We start from the raw sequence: 17,555 nt of genomic DNA on the forward strand, positions 1-17,555 counted from the left end.
AATCAGAGTAGTTAAGTGATGATAGCCTAGGAGATACACCTGTACCCATGCCGAACACAGCAGTTAAGCCCTAGCACGCCTGAAGTAGTTGGGGGTTGCCCCCTGTGAGATAAGGTAGTCGCTTAGCGAGGGGAGTTTAGCTCAGCTGGGAGAGCATCTGCCTTACAAGCAGAGGGTCAGCGGTTCGATCCCGTTAACTCCCATATAGGTCCCGTAGTGTAGCGGTTATCACGTCGCCCTGTCACGGCGAAGATCGCGGGTTCGATTCCCGTCGGGACCGTTTTTCGAGTATTAGGTTACTTGGAAAGGTTAGACTCGTTAGCTCAGTTGGTAGAGCAATTGACTTTTAATCAATGGGTCGCTGGTTCGAGCCCAGCACGGGTCATATAAGCGGGTTTGGCGGAATTGGCAGACGCACCAGATTTAGGATCTGGCGCCGCGAGGCGTGGGGGTTCAAGTCCCTTAACCCGCATATAGTATAATAATAGGCCGGCTTAGCTCAGTTGGTAGAGCATCTGATTTGTAATCAGAGGGTCGCGTGTTCAAGTCATGTAGCCGGCATAGTACATTAGTACTAAATTTAATATTTGGGCGCGTAGCTCAGGTGGTTAGAGCGCACGCCTGATAAGCGTGAGGTCGGTGGTTCGAGTCCACTCGTGCCCATATATGATGGTCCGTTGGTCAAGGGGTTAAGACACCGCCTTTTCACGGCGGTAACACGGGTTCGAATCCCGTACGGACTGTTTGTTAAAAGCCTTAAGGGCTTTTTTATTTTGTAAAATGAATTAGTTTATTTTTTCTAAGCATGTTAATATAAAATAGAGCAATGAAATGGTTTCATTGCTCTATTTTATATTTCGACGATCAACGATTCTTGAGTTTTAGATAACGTTGGTACCAAATTTTGACATAGGATGGAGAGAAGGGGCCTTTTTGGTGATTGATCCAGTCAACTAAGATTTTAACATTTTCTTTCAAAATGTAATCTAACTCTGCTGAATAATTCATGGTTCTTCGATGGATTTCGTATTCTTCTATATCCAGTAATCGTTTGTAGCCATCAGGAAAGACTTTGACATCTAAATCGTAATCGATATATTTGAGTGCCTCTTCGTCTATAATATGGGGACTGGCTAGATTACAATAATATGAAATACCTTCTTCTCGAATCATGGCAATAATATTAAACCAGTATTTGTTATGAAAATAAACAATAGCAGGTTCACGAGTAACCCAACGTCGTCCGTCATTTTCAGTGACTAGTGTATGATCATTGACACCAATTAGAGCATGTTCTGTTGTTTTTAGTACCATGGTATCTCGCCAAGCACGGTGAAGATGCCCATTATGCTTATAACTTTGAATGGTAATAAAGTCGCCTTCTTTAGGTAATTTCATGATTTACCAACTTTCTAAAAGACTCTATTCTTTTTTATTCTAGCATAATATCAATAAAAAAGCACTCTTGAAACTTGATTTATTTGTAGTCTTTGAGTACGGTTTGAATGTCTTGGAATTGATAACCTTTTCTGAGCAGATTTTGATAGAGTTTTTGATGAAGCTGATAACCGTCATAACGTTTTTCTAGTTTACGATATTGTTTGTCAAATTCTGTATAAAGAAGTTCCAATTCATCTTCTGTATTGCTGGTTAGATCTAAAGTCAATAAGGCTTCTTGGGCTTGAGCATAATCGAATCCTCTATTGATAATCAACTGAATGATTTTTTGTTCGAGTGCCTTAGTAGGTAGCCGATGGCTATATTTTTTGGCTAGTTTATTGGCTAATTTTTCTAGACTTGCTGAAAAATCGATAGCTTCTAATTCATCTTCTATGATCTCTTTATCAATGCCTTTTTGTAATAATTTTTGTGTGATGACATAAGGTCCTTTATCACCATGTTGACTTTGTTGCTCAATATAGTGTTTAGTATAGGTTCTATCGTTGAGAAAATTTTCTTGTGTCAGATAGTTTATGATTTTTTGACTAGCTACTTCGTCAATATCATATTTATGGAGGTAAGCTTTGACTTGAGTTGTAGTTCGTTGGCTAAATGATAGGTAATAAAGTGCCAAGCCTCGCCCTAGTGAAAATTGATTGTAGTCTTTGAGTTTATGAACGTCCTCCTGATTAAGCTCTTTGCCTTTACTTAACATAAAGCGTACAAGACTATCTTCGGTGATATAAAGTTTTTCTGTTTCATCTAATTCTAAGAGATAGAGTCGTTTTTTCTTTTCTAGTTTGGTAATTTTCATATCTTTATTGTAACAAAAAATGATAAAATAGAAGTGAGAAAAGGTGGGGTGTGTGATGAATTTAGCAGTTAAACAAAGAATTCCTCTCAAGATTAAAAAAATGGGAATCAATGGTGAGGGGATTGGTTTTTACAAGAAAACCTTGGTTTTTGTGCCGGGTGCTTTGAAAGGAGAAGAAGTTTTTTGCCAAATTACTAAGGTTCAGCGAAATTTTGTAGAAGCTAGTATCCTAAAAATCAATAAACCGTCTAAATTTCGTGTCACCCCTGCTTGTCCGATTTATGAAGCCTGTGGTGGTTGTCAGATTATGCATTTGCGTTATGACAAGCAGCTTGTTTTTAAAGACGACATTATTCGTCAGGCTTTGAAAAAATTTAAACCAACGGGTTATGAAACTTATGAAATTCGCTCTACCTTGGGGATGACTAATCCGATTCATTATCGAGCTAAGCTACAATTTCAAATTCGTCAAGTTGGTAAGAAAGTGATAGCAGGTCTTTATGCAGAAAATTCACATCGCTTAATTGATATTAAAGATTGTTTGGTGCAAGATGAAGAAACACAATTTGTTATTAACCATGTGGTCCACTTATTAGAAAAACATAGGGTACCGATTTATCAAGAAAGACGAGCAGAAGGTGTTCGGACGGTTATGGTACGTCGTGCTAAGAAAACGGGAGAGCTTCAACTAATCTTTGTAGCGAGTAGAGAGGTTCGATTATCTCCGCTTATTCAAGATTTGATTGCTAAATTTCCTCAAGTTAAAACAGTTGCCCTTAATCTTAATCGTGCGAGAACTAGTGAGATTTATGGACAAAAAACGGAGATTCTTTGGGGTCAAAAAGCTATAGAAGAGTCTGTTTTAGATTATTATTTCTCTTTATCTCCAAGAGCTTTTTATCAACTTAATCCAGAACAAACGGAAAAACTTTATGCTCAGGTGATCGAGGCTCTAGATGTCAAAGAAACCGATCATATTATTGATGCTTACTGTGGTGTTGGAACCATTGGTTTTGCTTTTGCTAAGAAGGTTAAGTCGGTACGTGGCATGGATATTATTCCAGAAGCTATTGAGGATGCTAAAAATAATGCAGCTAATATGGGCTTCACTAATACTTATTATGAGACGGGCAAGGCAGAAGATATTATTCCTAAGTGGTATAGTCAAGGCTATCGAGCAGATGCCTTAATTGTCGATCCTCCTAGAACAGGTTTAGATGATAAATTGCTCAAGACCATCTTGACCTATGCTCCAGAAAAAATGGTTTATGTGTCTTGTAACACCTCAACCTTGGCTAGAGATTTGGTGAGTTTAAGTCAAGTTTATGAGGTGGTTTATATTCAATCTGTCGATATGTTTCCACACACGGCACGCACTGAGGCTGTTGTTAAATTGATTAAAAAAACATAAAAGAGATGGAGGGGTGATCTTATGGCAGATTATTATGATGATTTGTTTTTAAAAGTCTTGCAAGATCCAGCTGTACAAGAAAAAGAAGAACTGTATCAACTTTTTTTGACGAGTTATAGCGAGTATCAAAAGAAAAAAGATGACGCTATTATGCTGTCTTTGACGTCAAAAGTTTCCTTGTATTTGTTAACTCATCGATATGAAGCCCCTAAGTCAGTGATTGATTTTGCTCAGACCTTGCAGAAATTAGTTCATCAAGAGCGAGGTAAGGCAAGAGGCTTACTTCAAGTAGCTTTTAGTTTATTTAATCAATGATATAAAAATCTCCAATGTTGTCATTGGAGATTTTTGAGTTAAAACAGTTGACAAAGTTAACGACCCAGTATATACTTGTATCACAAACAAATACAACAAAAACTTTCAAAAGGATGAATTTAGAATGAAAAATCAATTTAGCAAACAATTTTCAGTATCAATTTTATTATGGATGCGAGATGATAAGCCAAGACAGGAGGGGATGGATTATTGGAGTGGTCCTCATTCTCAGATTATTGCAGCATCGAAAGGTTTATTGGAGTATCGTCAGCAACATTTGAGTCCAACAGAGCATAGTTTTTGGCCACAAGTTGATGGTTTAGAAACTCGAGTTTCAGAAGATCGTCGGATTGATGGGATTGCTGAAGTGACTTTTGAAAATATGTTATCGCCACTAGCTGGTCGTAAACAGACAGTCTTGGCATTCCAAGATGAAGTGAATGTTTTTCGTCGCACGTTAATGCACATGGGCTTTCCTTATTCGTCACGTTGGTTAACAGCAACAGACAAAGAAGACAGTCAACTGCGTGATGTGTTATATTTGCGTCGTCAAGAAGGAGTGAGCAGTCATGCTTTTAGACAGTATGTTAATGAAAAATTGATTGATCAGTTGGCAGAAGTAGATAGCGTGACAGAGGTTCGTTCGCAAGTTTATATGCCTTGGAATGAAAAAACGTGGGATACGCCAAATGTCGCACATGACAATCCTAAATCAGAACATCTGCATGCGTCTGTTATCTTAGGATTTGCAAATCAAGAAGCTCGACAAGATTTTTATGAGAAGATAGCTCCTCAGTTGACGACAGAGTTGACCAGTTATGTGTCGGCCCTACATACTTATCAGATTGACAAGACCTTAACCTTTGTGGCAGATGGTAAACGTCAATAAACAATGATCGTTTAAATAGAAAGTAGAAAAAATGGATACTAAATTTTCAGTTGGTTTGCATGTATTGAGCATGATTGCTGAAAGCCAAAAGCCATTAACATCAAGTTTTTTAGCAACTAGTGTTGGAACGAATCCGAGCTATGTTCGCAAGGTGATTGGCTTATTGAAACAAGCATCGTTAATTAGTAGTCAGCAAGGCAAATCGGGTTATAGCTTAACCCGTTTGGCATCAGACATGTCTCTCTTAGAGATTTATCTAGCGACACAGGAGTTGGATCATATTCATCTTTTTGATATTCATCAAAATGGGAATCAAGATTGTCCTGTGGGGCGTTATATTGAAGCTAGTCTATCTCCACTTTTTCAAGATATCGAAATGAGTTTGGCCAAGTCGCTGTCTCATCAAAGTTTACAAGATGTCATTGATAGGCTTTATCAGACAAAAGAAAGGAAAGATAAAAATGAAAGCAGCTCTAGTAACAAATTATGATAAAAATTCTTTAGAACTAAGTCTATCAGAAGTTAAAAAGCCAGTTCCTAAGCCCCAACAAGTTGTAATAAAGGTTTTAGCAGCAGGTGTTAATCCCTTAGATAATATGATTTCTCGTGGAGAGGTCAAGATGATTGTGCCTTACAAGTTGCCACAGATTGCAGGTAATGAAGTGGTTGGTCGGGTAGAAAGTCTAGGTAGTCAAGTTAGTCAATTTGCCCTTGGTGATCGTGTTTTTGCTCGCTTGCCCTTGACGAGTATCGGTGCTTTTGCAGAGTATGTGGCAGTGGATAGTCAAGCCCTAGCCAAAGTTCCTGAGTATTTGACGGATGTGGAAGCGGCAGCCGTTCCCTTGACAGCCTTGACAATTATGCAATCTTTGGATTTGATGAAGGCTCAAGCTGGTAAAACCATTTTTATCTCTGGTGGGACAGGTGGTGTTGGTGCGATGGCCATTCCTATTGCTAAAGCCAAAGGCTTAAAAGTGATTACTAATGGTGATGGTGCTAATGCAGAGCGAGTTTTAGCCTTAGGGGCAGATCAATTTATTGATTACAAAACAGAGGATTATACGACGTTATTAACAGGAATTGATTATGTTTTGGATACCTTGGGGGGCCAAGAGACAGAAAAGCAAATGAGCATTATGAAAAAAGGTGGTCAGCTTGTGTCCTTGCGTGGTATGCCTAATGGTGCCTTTGCTAAGCGAATGAACTTGCCACTATGGAAACAAGGACTTTTTGCCTTGGCAGGTCGTTCTTTTGATAAAAAGGCGAAACAATATGGGGTAAGTTATCATTTTATCTTTGTTGAAAGTAATGGTCAACAGTTACAAGAAGTCGCTGACTTGTTTAGTCAGTTAAAGATTAAACCATCTATTGATACCGTTTTCGCATTTGATGATGTCAATCTTGCCTTGGATAAAGTGGCTAATGGTCGTTCGCGTGGTAAAACCGTTTTAAGATTTGAATAGGAGAAAATAATGGGGTATTTGAGAACTAAAAATCAGTATGTGATGGTTTCGGGACAAAAAATGGCTTATCGTCGTGTGGGACAGGGTAAATCGAAACTTCCTTTGGTTATGTTGATTCATTTGGCTGCAACTTTGGATAATTGGGATCCTAAATTGATTGATTTACTAGCTGAAAAACAAGAAATCATCTTATTGGATTTACCAGGTGTTGGTGGTAGTCAAGGGAAGGTTGGTAAGACCATTCCAGCTATGGCTGAGCAAGCAATTGCTATTATTAAAGCTTTAGGTTATCAGAAAATCAATTTGTTAGGTCTTTCAATGGGAGGCATGATTGCACAAGAAATCATTCGTTTGGATCAAAATTTGGTTGAAAAATTGATTTTAGCAGGAACTGGTCATCGTGGTGGTTTAGAATTAGATAAAGTCACAGAAAAGACCTTCAAATATATGCTAAAAGCAGGAGTAGAGCGTGTAGATCCTAAGCGTTATATCTTTTATAATCATGATGCTAAGGGTGCGGAAGAAGCTAAGCAAGTTTTGACACGCATGGCTGCCAGAGAGGCTGACTTTATGGATGGGAAAATGGCAGTTCCTAGTTTCTTGCAGCAGTTAAAAGCGATCAAAAGTTGGGGGAAAGAACTAGTTGATGATTTAGCCCATATTACCCAGCCTACTCTAGTCGTTAATGGAGATAACGACATGCAGGTGCCAACGTCTAACTCTTATGAAATGGCAAAGAAGTTAACCAATAGTCAATTGATTATTTACCCAGAAGCAGGACATGGGTCGATTTTCCAATATGCTGAGCAGTTCTCTAAAGACTTATTAACATTTTTAGATGAAAGGAGATGAAATGACTTATCAATCGTTATTTAAGTTGGGACATGTAGCCCTCTATGTTAAAGATTTACAATTACAAGGTCGTTTTTACCAACAGGTTTTAGGTTTGGAACTTTTAGTCGAACGTGAGGACAGACTAGATTTAGGGGTTGGCCAAGAGTTGTTGATTCGATTGATTAAGACGCAACATCAAGAGCAAGCCTCAGCAAGTTATGGTTTGTATCATCTGGCTTTATTAGTTCCAGAAAGGCAGGACTTAGCGAATCTTTTCAAGCATTTTGTGGATAATAAGATTGTCTTGGTGGGAGCAAGTGATCATGATTATAGCGAAGCCATTTATTTGGAAGATTTGGAAGGCAATGGCATTGAAGTTTATCGTGATCGTCCCATGTCTAATTGGGATATTCGAGAAAATGGGCAAATCGTTGGCGATACGCGTCCCTTCGCGGAAGAAGAAATTTATCATCTAGGTAAGTCTCAAGTGCCTTATCGTTTGCCACATGGAACAAGGATGGGACATGTCCATCTTTCAGTTAAGGACAGTCGTGCCTCTCGTCAGTTTTATCAACAGTTATTAGGTGTGGATAATAAGTTTAGCCTACCGTCTGCCTCTTGGCTAGCTTCTGGTCATTACCATCACCATTTAGCCGTTAATGAATGGGGTGGGAAAGAGCTAAAAGCTAGGAAAACCTTGTTGCCAGGTCTAGCTTACTATACCATTATTTATCAGGATATGGTTCATTTCTATCATAGCTTGCAACAAGCAAAGCGTATGAATTTACAACTTGAGTTATCTCCACAAGAAGTAATCGTTCAAGACCCAGATGGCATACGTTTTAAGTTAATTTTAGAAAAAAGATAAGATCACAGGTCGTGGTCTTTTTTTGTGAAAAAACTCTCTATCTCTATTGACGGCGCTTTCTTTTTGTGATAGAATTAACAATGTTCAAAAGGACAGATTATTTATTGACAAAGAGGAGGTTCTAATGAATTTAGGACAGGCAATTGTTGAAACATTAACCAATCAGAGCATTCTGAGTGCGATTTCATCAACTATTTTTATTATTTTTTTAGGTTATTTTCTGCGTAAGCGTGGCGTTTTTGGAGAAAATTTTGGCAAAATCTTGACCAGTGTAGTACTTTCTGTTGCCATTCCAGCCCTAGCTTTTAACTCTTTCATGCAACCTATTAAACCAGACACATTCAAGCAAGGTTTGGGACTTTTGATTTGGGGAATTGTCATCTATATTATTTTGATTTTGGTGACACCTCTTCTTTATAAAAAAGAAGAAAAATCTCGTCAAGAAGTTATGGCGATTTTGACAACTTTTGGTTCAACCACTTTCTTTGGTATTCCAATCGTTGGGGCTATTTATGGCCCAGAAGGCGTAATTTATAGCTCTATTTTTAATATTGGTTACCGTATTTTCCTTTATTCTTATGCCTATATCAAGATGTCAGGCTTGAAGATGGAATCTAGCAATATCAAGAAAATGTTTATCAATCCTATTGTGATTGCAACATTTGTCGGTCTTTTCCTTTGGTTGATTCAAGGGTCAATGCCACAAGTGACTGTCCCTGAATTGAAAAATGGTGTTGCGACAGGTGAGATGACGACGGTTGCTTTCTATCGTATTGATCAAACAGCACTTTGGTTGGCTAAGCCTTTGCAATACTTGAGTCAGTTGGCATCACCACTAGCTTGGTTGTCAATTGGTTGTACTTTAGGTTCGATTTCTTTTAAAGAAGCAGCTGCAAGTAAGTTGAGTTGGTATTATTCATTTAATAAGGTTGTTATGGTGCCTTTACTTAACCTAGTTTGTCTGTTATTACTGAATGCGACAGGTATTTTGAGTTTGAACTATGCAGCGATTGCTACCGTTGTGATTATGATGGCAACGCCAGTGGCAACTGTTGCAGCAGCCTATGCCATTCGTTATGACCGTGAGGCAGTGTTAACGTCTAATGCGTCACTCTTGTCAACTTTGGCAGCAGTTATTGCTATTCCTGTATGGATTGCTATTTTGGGTATTCTTAATTCAGCAGGTTTGTTTTAGACATAGAAGGAGTGACTTGTGAAAATTGTTTGTTATGGTGTTCGACCGATTGAGGAACCGTATTTTCATCAGTTAAATCGTTATAATTTCGAATTGAAACTGGTTAGTGATTTCTTATCGCCTGCCAATGTCACGGAAGCTAAGGGTTGTGATGCTGTCTTAGTTCGTGGCATGTGCCAGTGTGATGCCGCAACGTTAAAACCCATTGCTGACTATGGGATTAAGTATTTATTTACACGCTCAGTAGGTTACAATCATATTGACATGGACTTGGCTAAGGCATTGAAGTTGATGGTGGCTCGTGTTCCAAACTATTCTCCTTATGCAGTGGCAGAACTGGCCTTGACCTTGGCTTTACAACTTTTTCGCCATACTAATCTGGCAACCACTCAGGTAGCTCAAGGAGATTTTAAGGTTTACCCAAGCCTATTTAGTAAGGAATTACATCGTTCAACGGTTGGTATTGTTGGTATGGGTAAGATTGGGGCGACAGAAGCCTCTCTTTACAAGGGCTTAGGTGCTAAGGTTTTGGGCTATGACCCTTATCCGTCAGATATGGCCAAGCAATTTGCTGATTTTGTGGAATTAGATGAACTCTTAGCTCAATCAGATATTGTGTCACTTCATGTTCCTTATTTTCCGGGGGAAAATGATCAGATGGTTGATGCTAATTTCCTAGGCAAGATGAAAAAGTCAGCAATTTTAATCAATACGGCGCGTGGCGAATTGATTGACCATGAAGCCCTATTAGCTGCCCTAGACAGTGGACAGTTAGAATCTTACGGAACAGATGTTGTTATTGATGAGCCAAATACCATGGGTCAAGTATTTCCAGACATATCAGAGATTCCAGATCCGATCAATCAAGAACTACTTAAACGTTATCCACGTGTGTTGATTACCCCCCACATGGGAGCCTATACGGAACCAGCTTTGGAAGATATGATTTCCATTAGTTTTCAAAATTTCCATGAGGCTTTCACAACAGGTCAAACAGAAAATCAAATTATTTAGACAAAAGCCAAGTTTATTATAAACTTGGCTTTTAGTTATTTGACCAAATTTTGACCAAAAAAATAAAAAAGCCCATGAAATCAGGCTTTTTTAGGAGGTTATTGATGCCACCACCGAGAATTGAACTCGGAACGGAGCATTACCATTGCTCTATTATACCATTTAACTATAGCGGCTACTTTTTTATAATATCACATTTTTGGTATCAAGGCAAGTCCTATGTTCAAATTATGGTATAATAAATTAAAAGGAAATGGAGTTGTTTTATGACAGTCGAACAGGAATTTTTGAAAGATTTAGATGAGTGGTTGACCATGCAGGTCATGGTTAATCAAGTGGCTATGGAAGAGAGCCAAAAAGAATTTGAAGCTAAGGCAGATGAGCGAGCAAAGGATGCGATTATTCGCTACGAAAGCCGTTTAGATGCCTACCAATTTTTACAAGGTAAGCTCGACAATTACAAAAATGGCAAGGTATTTCATGATTTGCCAGATGGGCTTTTTGGCACGAGAAATTATTGATTTTTGTTATGTAATCTGCTAAAATAAAAGTATTCAGAGGTGTTTTGAACCCCATTTGTTACAGAAAGCGGTCCTAGCTGAGAACCCCGCACAAATGTCAAAACTGGTTGCTGATGTTTTAAGTTGTAATAATAAAGTTGCGGGCCAGTCCCGAAACAGTGGTGGTACCGCGGAAATCATAACATGAATTTCGTCCCTGTCTAGCGTATGCTGGGCGGGGTTTTTGATTTCTTAAATAGATGAATATAAGATTGGAGGATGTTAATAATAAAAAATAGCATTAAAAAGATAAAAAATAGACTAGTACAGCTAATCCTACATAAATGGATTCAAGGATTAATTCAATTAATAGCTATTATTCCAATACTTTTGATTTGTTCTGCATTATTTTTATCTGCGTTAATATTGATAGCTGAAATACCGTTGTTTTCTAATTTTTCGTTGAATAAAATATCTATTGTATTATTACTATTATCTATTATCTTAGTCATTTATGGCATAGTCATAAAAAAATTAGTTAAAGTAGAAGAAAAGTATAAGCCATTATATTGCTTTTCATTTGTAACATGTCTTATTTTATTAGGAGTTAATATTTTCTTATCACAACGAGCATCGATTAACTATATTTCTCTAGTATCAGTTATTGTGTCAATAAGTCTGTTGATTATTCATATTTTATTCAATATAAAGAATTTAATTAAAATAAGACAATATTTTCAGAGGAATATTTGGACATTTTCTTATTTGAATATATTAGATGGATTACTAATAGTTTTATTATATTTTAAGTTCACAGATATAATGGAGTGGTCAAGTAAAAAAGAATTAAGTATTTCGGACATATGTATCTTTTTTATTATAATTGTTTTACTTAGTTTCCTTCGTTTAGGGGCTATACATTTTTATAAAAAACAAAATGATATTCAGCTACTTAAAGACGAGCGTTTATTTTGGGCACCTTTTATTTTTTTATTCAGTTCTATAATTCAAAACATGATATATATACTTATTGCTTCAGAATTTCAAAAAGCCAATCTATATTTAATTTTATCTTGTTTGAGTATTATGATAATTATAACTACAATAGTTTGGGGAGCGATAGATTACTTCATACGTCATATAAGAATTACGAAAAGAGAAAAAAATGTTTTATTAATTCTATTGTTTATAGAGATTATCGCTATATTCTTATTAACTTTTAATGACTCAGAGTTTATAACAATAATGACATGGTTTATGCCAGTACTATTCGATAATATTTTTGGAGGTTACCATAAATTTTTAGGAAGTCATAAGTATGTACCGACACACAGATTAGAACAGGGACTATACATAGGTAGAATCATAAGTTTTATAACGTTATTGATACTTAATATTCTTTTATCTTTTAAGTTCAAAGGATGGTTTATTAAAAATTTTATTAGTAATAATAGTGTCAATTTAAAATTTAATGAGATGTTAGATAATATTTTTGCGACATCTATTATATTGCTGCTATCAGTCCTTATTGGATTTTTTTTAGCAGTTTTCATAATAGATGGTTTCAAAGGGGGAAATGGTTTAGTAAAGATAAAGAAAAATTATCATCGCAAATATAGAAAAAAATTAAAAAAGGAGAACTAAAATGAAAGAATTATCACCAAAATACAATCCAGCTGAGGTTGAGGCTGGTCGTTATCAGAACTGGCTTGAGGCTGGTGTGTTTAAGCCGTCAGGAGATGTTGAGGCTAAGCCTTATTCTATCGTAATTCCACCACCAAATGTGACTGGTAAATTGCACTTGGGACATGCTTGGGATACGACACTTCAAGATATTATTATCCGTCAAAAACGCATGCAGGGCTTTGATACCCTTTGGTTGCCGGGGATGGACCATGCCGGCATTGCCACACAGGCTAAGGTTGAAGAACGTTTGCGTGAGCAAGGCATTTCTCGTTATGACCTAGGACGTGAAAAATTCCTAGAAAAAGTCTGGGAGTGGAAAGACGAGTATGCTGCAACCATTAAGGACCAGTGGGGCAAGATGGGGCTATCACTGGACTACTCGCGTGAGCGTTTCACTCTGGACGAGGGGCTATCTCAAGCCGTTCGTAAGGTCTTTGTTGAGCTTTACAAAAAAGGTTGGATCTACCGTGGCGAGTTCATCATCAACTGGGATCCAGTTGCGAGAACTGCCCTATCTGATATTGAGGTTATCCACAAGGATGTTGAGGGTGCCTTTTATCACATGACTTATATGCTGGAAGATGGCTCACGCGGGCTTCAGGTCGCAACCACACGACCTGAAACCATGTTCGGTGATGTGGCTGTCGCGGTCAATCCAAACGATGAGCGTTACAAGGACTTGATTGGTAAAAATGTTATCCTACCAATTCTGAATAAACCAATCCCAATCGTGGCTGATGACCATGCTGATCCAGAATTTGGAACAGGTGTGGTGAAAATTACCCCAGCCCATGACCCAAATGACTTTGAAGTCGGTCAACGTCATAACCTACCACAGGTCAATGTCATGAACGATGACGGTAGCATGAACGAGCTAGCTGGTGAATTTGCCGGTATGGATCGTTTTGAGGCACGTCAGGCAGTCGTCAAAAAACTAGAAGAAATCGGTGCCTTGGTCGAGATTGAACAACGAGTTCATTCAGTAGGACATTCTGAGCGTTCTGGAGCTGTTGTTGAACCACGCCTATCAACTCAATGGTTTGTTAAAATGGAACAGTTGGCTAAAAATGCTATTGCCAATCAAGCTACTGATGATCAGGTTAAGTTCTACCCACCACGTTTTAACGATACCTTTATGCAGTGGATGGAAAATATCCATGACTGGGTGATTTCACGTCAATTATGGTGGGGTCATCAAATTCCAGCTTGGTACAATGAAGCAGGTGAGATTTATGTCGGCATGGAAGCACCAGAAGGTGATGGCTGGGTACAAGACGAAGATGTGCTTGATACCTGGTTTAGCTCTGCCCTATGGCCGTTCTCAACAATGGGTTGGCCAAATGAAGACGCTGAAGATTTCAAACGCTATTTCCCAACGTCAACCTTGGTAACGGGTTATGACATCATCTTCTTCTGGGTTTCTCGTATGATTTTCCAATCACTTGAATTTACAGAGCGTCGTCCATTTGAAAATGTTCTCATTCATGGATTGATTCGTGACGAGCAAGGACGCAAGATGTCGAAATCACTTGGTAATGGTATTGATCCAATGGATGTTATTGAGAAATATGGTGCAGACGCGTTACGTTGGTTCTTGTCTAACGGCTCTGCTCCAGGACAAGATGTTCGTTTCTCTTACGAAAAGATGGACGCGTCTTGGAACTTCATTAACAAAATCTGGAACATCTCTCGCTATATCTTGATGAATAATGAAGGCTTGACCTTGGCTGCGGCAACGGCAAATGTGGAAAAAGTCGTGGCAAATCAAGCTGGAAATGTGACGGATAAATGGATTCTCCACAATTTGAACGAAACAATCGGCAAGGTTACGGAAAACTTTGATAAGTTCGAGTTTGGTGTGGCAGGTCATAGTCTGTACAACTTTATTTGGGAAGAATTTGCCAACTGGTATGTTGAGTTGACTAAAGAAGTCTTGTACAGTGATAATGAAGATGAAAAAGTGATTACACGTTCCGTCCTTCTTTACACTTTGGATAAGATTTTGCGTTTGCTTCACCCAATCATGCCGTTTGTGACAGAAGAAATCTTTGGTCAGTATGAAGAGGGTTCTATCGTGACAGCAGATTACCCAACTGTTGATACGATGTTTGAAAATCAAGCTGCCCACAAAGGTGTGGAAAGTCTGAAAGATTTGATTCGTGCGGTGCGAAATAGCAGAGCAGAAGTGAATGTTGCCCCAAGTAAACCAATTACGATTTTGGTTAAGACAAGTGATAGTAATTTGGAGGCGTTCTTCAATAACAATGTCAACTACATCAAACGTTTCACTAATCCGGAAACCCTTGAGATTTCATCAGGTTTGACTAGCCCAGAACTTGCCATGTCAGCCGTTATCACAGGCGCTGAAATCTTCCTCCCACTCGCAGACCTGCTCAACGTGGAAGAAGAGCTAGAACGCCTCAACAAAGAACTCGCTAAATGGCAAAAAGAACTCGACATGGTCGGCAAAAAACTCAGCAACGAACGCTTCGTCTCCAACGCCAAACCAGAAGTCGTCGAAAAAGAAAAAGCCAAACAAACCGACTACCAAACCAAATATGACGCTACCGTAGAGCGGATTAAAGAGATGGAGAAGTTGGGGGGATAAGGTTTTAATAACTTTGAAAACGTTAGCAGATGCTAGCGTTTTTTGGTATACTTAAATTAACTAATGAAAGAGAGAAAGTTTGTGAGTTTTAAAAGAGATATTGACCATATTATTCGTAAAAAAGTAGTATTTTTACCACTATTACTACTATTCTTGCCTATATTTAAAGAATTTTTAGTGATAGAATATGTGTACAACTTTGTGTCTAGCATTCATAAAAATTATTATGAAGTGGTTCTTTCAGCGACAAGTATTTATGCTAGTTTTTTAATTTTTCATATTCAAAATCAAAAAGAAAAAGAACAAAGTAGGGAAAATATTGAGAAGGAGAAATTAGCTCAGAAAAAGAGATATTTAGAAAAGAAGGAAGAACGTTTAGCTTCAGCTCGTCCATATTTTATAGTTGAAAAAGATAAATTTTCAAACCAAGCAAAGATTAAAATTTTTATAGAAAAGGACGTACCATTAGAGAATATTTTAGTTTATGAATGGAATTTGGACGATCCGGAAGATAATATTGCATTTAAAAATATAGATACAAAAAAGTCAGGAGACTATATTTATGACTTTTCTTTAACTAAGTTAGAAATGATTCTTGTGAGATGTGTGACCTATTTTGATGAGGAGATTTATTTTCAATATAATGTTGGAGATATCAGAGTGCATTATCGTATAGTAAAGTCTGAGGAAGATAGGGAGTATAGTAGAAGTTTAGGTAGAAAGTATCTATCAGACAACTTAATTGAGCTAGGAGAACAGTATGAATTAGATGAACAGACTGAAATTTATAAAGAAAATATATATGATTCTTACGAAGGAAAACTTGCTAAGAGGAGGTTCTTTAGCTATCGATCAAAAATTTTAATAGGGGATTATTATAATAAAAATTTAATAATAATTGATATTATTGAAAAAGAGAAGATAGGGGAAATTTTTTCAAAATCTATTAACTATTTAAGAACGTATCCTAAAGACTTTTCAAGTGAAATTAGTGTAGAATTATTAGAAACGATAAAAAAATATCTTGGAGATTCTTGGTATACTACATGTAAAAAATATCATAATCCTCAATATTTGAAAGGTAATTTAACAGATGCAATATTTGCAAAAAAGTGGAGATCAATTTTTGAAGCACCTGTAGGAAGTCATAAAATATCAGAGTATATAGGGGACTTAGTGAACTATTGTCAGAATAATATGGATGTAGATAAATTTAATGAGTATTTATTTAGAAATTTAGAAGTTTATTTGGAAAACTGTGTAGAGATTTCTGAGAGTAGAAGAGGTTTTCAAAACAAAGAAGATACAGTTTATAGAGAGATACGTTCGGAAATAAAGAGGATACTATCTAAGACTTTAATATAGATTAAGTTTGATTGTTTCTTCATTTACAAATATTTAAGATAGTACATAAGAAAGGAACCTCTATGTCCCTAGAATCTTCAATTTTTTCTAAAAAACGAGTGCTTGTGGAGCGTTTGTTGTCTTTTGGTTTTGTGATAGATGGGCAAGATTTTTACTATCGTCGAACCTTGATGGCAGGTGATTTTGAGGCTAGGGTTTGGGTGTTAGCGTCTGGTCAAGTTTCTGGTCAGGTTTGGGACTGTGAGATGGATGAGCCTTATGAAGCCATTCGTCGTGAATATCAGTTGGGGGCTTTTGTGACTCAGGTTAAGGAAGCCTATATAGCAGTTTTACAGGAGATTGCTTTAGCGTGTTGTGAGGATCAGTTGTTTGAGCAAGAACAAGCTAATCGCTTAGGCAATTATTTGAAAATGACTTATGGCGATGATTATGATTATCCTTTTGTTAAGCATCCAAATTATCTTTCTTATCGAGTGGCGGGCAAGTGGTATGCTTTGATTTTTCCTTTGAATTTGGCTAAGTTGGGTGTGTCTGGTGATTTGGCCAATCAAAATGTTGAAGTCATCAATCTCAAGGTTCCAACTCAAAAATTATCAGCTTACTTGGATAAAGAGGGAATTTATCCTGCCTACCACATGTCTAAGAAAAGCTGGATTTCAGTGGTTTTAGATGATAGTCTGTCGGATAAAGACTTGTTTGAGTTGGTGAATCAGAGTCGCCAGTTGATTATGCCAAAATCTTTGGCACAAGAAACAGGGCCAGATTTTTGGGTGATTCCTGCTAATCCTAAGTACTATGACATTGATCGTGAATTTGCGGAGCATGATAGCATTGAGTGGACTCAGAAAGCCAAGCTTAAGGCAGGTGATGTTGTCTTGATTTACATGACGGCACCTACTCGTGCCTTGCGTTATTTGTGTAGGGTTTTAGAGGCAGATATTAGGAATCAAGGTCAACGTGACAATCCGTCGATTAACTATTTGATGCGGTTGGAGCGATTAAAAACCTATGCTGATGATTGTTTTAATCAAGATGTTTTACGCCGACATGGTTTGACAACTATTCGTGGGCCAAGGCGACTGCCGCAGAGTCTAATCGATGTGATTAAGTCTCAAGACTCTCTTTTATTGAAAAATATGTTAGAATAAAAACG

Annotated in this window: 16 protein-coding genes, 8 tRNA genes and 1 rRNA gene; 22 read left to right on the forward strand and 3 right to left on the reverse strand. The window is 37.5% G+C overall.

The features are described from left to right. Nucleotides 1-11: 11 nt before the first annotated feature. From rrf to FRX52_RS00040, 8 genes are all read left to right on the forward strand, one after another. Nucleotides 12-127 (forward strand): 5S ribosomal RNA (rrf, locus tag FRX52_RS00005). 3 nt (nt 128-130) lie between these two features. Further along, nucleotides 131-203 (forward strand) — tRNA-Val (locus FRX52_RS00010). Nucleotides 204-207: 4 nt separating this feature from the next. Continuing rightward, nucleotides 208-280, forward strand: a tRNA-Asp gene (locus FRX52_RS00015). Between the two features lie 32 nt (nt 281-312). Continuing rightward, nucleotides 313-385: transfer RNA gene (locus tag FRX52_RS00020), tRNA-Lys, on the forward strand. Between the two features lie 5 nt (nt 386-390). Further along, nucleotides 391-472: transfer RNA gene (locus tag FRX52_RS00025), tRNA-Leu, on the forward strand. A 16-nt stretch (nt 473-488) separates the two neighbouring features. After that, nucleotides 489-561 (forward strand) — tRNA-Thr (locus tag FRX52_RS00030). A 28-nt stretch (nt 562-589) separates the two neighbouring features. Beyond that, nucleotides 590-663: transfer RNA gene (locus FRX52_RS00035), tRNA-Ile, on the forward strand. 8 nt (nt 664-671) lie between these two features. Continuing rightward, a tRNA-Glu gene (locus FRX52_RS00040) sits at nt 672-743 on the forward strand. A 121-nt stretch (nt 744-864) separates the two neighbouring features. Here FRX52_RS00040 and FRX52_RS00045 read toward each other — a convergent pair. Both FRX52_RS00045 and recX read right to left on the reverse strand, forming a co-directional pair. Next, nucleotides 865-1,398: a DUF402 domain-containing protein gene (locus tag FRX52_RS00045; RefSeq protein WP_146459711.1), complete on the reverse strand. Its 534-nt coding sequence runs from the start codon at nt 1,396-1,398 to the stop codon at nt 865-867. Between the two features lie 79 nt (nt 1,399-1,477). Continuing rightward, nucleotides 1,478-2,254 (reverse strand): recombination regulator RecX, encoded by a 777-nt coding sequence (gene recX, locus FRX52_RS00050; RefSeq protein ID WP_146538036.1) that lies wholly within the window; start codon nt 2,252-2,254, stop codon nt 1,478-1,480. A 55-nt stretch (nt 2,255-2,309) separates the two neighbouring features. Between recX and rlmD the strand changes: the two genes are divergently transcribed. The 9 genes from rlmD to FRX52_RS00095 all read left to right on the forward strand — a co-directional run bounded on the left by rlmD (nt 2,310) and on the right by FRX52_RS00095 (nt 10,243). Further along, nucleotides 2,310-3,665: a 23S rRNA (uracil(1939)-C(5))-methyltransferase RlmD gene (rlmD, locus tag FRX52_RS00055; RefSeq protein WP_146538037.1), complete on the forward strand. Its 1,356-nt coding sequence runs from the start codon at nt 2,310-2,312 to the stop codon at nt 3,663-3,665. A gap of 21 nt (nt 3,666-3,686) precedes the next feature. Next, nucleotides 3,687-3,980: a bacteriocin immunity protein gene (locus FRX52_RS00060; protein ID WP_146538038.1), complete on the forward strand. Its 294-nt coding sequence runs from the start codon at nt 3,687-3,689 to the stop codon at nt 3,978-3,980. Between the two features lie 124 nt (nt 3,981-4,104). Further along, nucleotides 4,105-4,869: a hypothetical protein gene (locus FRX52_RS00065; RefSeq protein ID WP_186603299.1), complete on the forward strand. Its 765-nt coding sequence runs from the start codon at nt 4,105-4,107 to the stop codon at nt 4,867-4,869. A gap of 31 nt (nt 4,870-4,900) precedes the next feature. Beyond that, on the forward strand, nt 4,901-5,359 hold the full coding sequence (locus FRX52_RS00070; protein WP_146494749.1) for an Rrf2 family transcriptional regulator: 459 nt from the start codon (nt 4,901-4,903) through the stop codon (nt 5,357-5,359). After that, complete coding sequence (locus FRX52_RS00075) at nt 5,331-6,332, forward strand: NADP-dependent oxidoreductase (RefSeq protein WP_146538039.1); 1,002 nt, start codon at nt 5,331-5,333, stop codon at nt 6,330-6,332. The genes FRX52_RS00070 and FRX52_RS00075 overlap by 29 nt, the downstream gene beginning before the upstream one ends. A gap of 9 nt (nt 6,333-6,341) precedes the next feature. Next, the gene (locus tag FRX52_RS00080) at nt 6,342-7,184 is read left to right on the forward strand and encodes an alpha/beta fold hydrolase (RefSeq protein WP_146538040.1); all 843 of its coding nucleotides are present in this window, start codon (nt 6,342-6,344) and stop codon (nt 7,182-7,184) included. 1 nt (nt 7,185) lies between these two features. Beyond that, entirely contained in the window at nt 7,186-8,034 is an 849-nt protein-coding gene (locus tag FRX52_RS00085; RefSeq protein ID WP_146538041.1) for a VOC family protein, read from the forward strand. Between the two features lie 124 nt (nt 8,035-8,158). Next, a complete protein-coding gene (locus FRX52_RS00090; protein WP_146494755.1) occupies nt 8,159-9,229 on the forward strand; it encodes an AEC family transporter in 1,071 nt (356 codons plus the stop codon). A gap of 18 nt (nt 9,230-9,247) precedes the next feature. Next, on the forward strand, nt 9,248-10,243 hold the full coding sequence (locus FRX52_RS00095) for an NAD(P)-dependent oxidoreductase (protein ID WP_146538042.1): 996 nt from the start codon (nt 9,248-9,250) through the stop codon (nt 10,241-10,243). A 105-nt stretch (nt 10,244-10,348) separates the two neighbouring features. Here the strand turns inward: FRX52_RS00095 and FRX52_RS00100 are convergent. After that, a tRNA-Thr gene (locus FRX52_RS00100) sits at nt 10,349-10,419 on the reverse strand. 90 nt (nt 10,420-10,509) lie between these two features. Between FRX52_RS00100 and FRX52_RS00105 the strand changes: the two genes are divergently transcribed. The 5 genes from FRX52_RS00105 (at nt 10,510) to FRX52_RS00130 (ending at nt 17,550) form a co-directional block, all read left to right on the forward strand. Further along, nucleotides 10,510-10,764: a DUF1912 family protein gene (locus FRX52_RS00105; protein ID WP_146538043.1), complete on the forward strand. Its 255-nt coding sequence runs from the start codon at nt 10,510-10,512 to the stop codon at nt 10,762-10,764. A gap of 258 nt (nt 10,765-11,022) precedes the next feature. Then, nucleotides 11,023-12,387, forward strand: coding sequence for a hypothetical protein (locus FRX52_RS00115; protein ID WP_146538044.1), 1,365 nt, complete (start codon nt 11,023-11,025; stop codon nt 12,385-12,387). Nucleotide 12,388: 1 nt separating this feature from the next. Next, nucleotides 12,389-15,037 (forward strand): valine--tRNA ligase, encoded by a 2,649-nt coding sequence (locus FRX52_RS00120; protein WP_146538045.1) that lies wholly within the window; start codon nt 12,389-12,391, stop codon nt 15,035-15,037. An 81-nt stretch (nt 15,038-15,118) separates the two neighbouring features. After that, the gene (locus FRX52_RS00125; protein ID WP_261378928.1) at nt 15,119-16,402 is read left to right on the forward strand and encodes a hypothetical protein; all 1,284 of its coding nucleotides are present in this window, start codon (nt 15,119-15,121) and stop codon (nt 16,400-16,402) included. A gap of 62 nt (nt 16,403-16,464) precedes the next feature. Then, entirely contained in the window at nt 16,465-17,550 is a 1,086-nt protein-coding gene (locus FRX52_RS00130) for an MmcQ/YjbR family DNA-binding protein (RefSeq protein ID WP_146538046.1), read from the forward strand. Nucleotides 17,551-17,555: the final 5 nt, after the last annotated feature.

The sequence above is a fragment of the Streptococcus sp. sy018 genome (assembly GCF_007859185.1).
Classification (GTDB): domain Bacteria; phylum Bacillota; class Bacilli; order Lactobacillales; family Streptococcaceae; genus Streptococcus.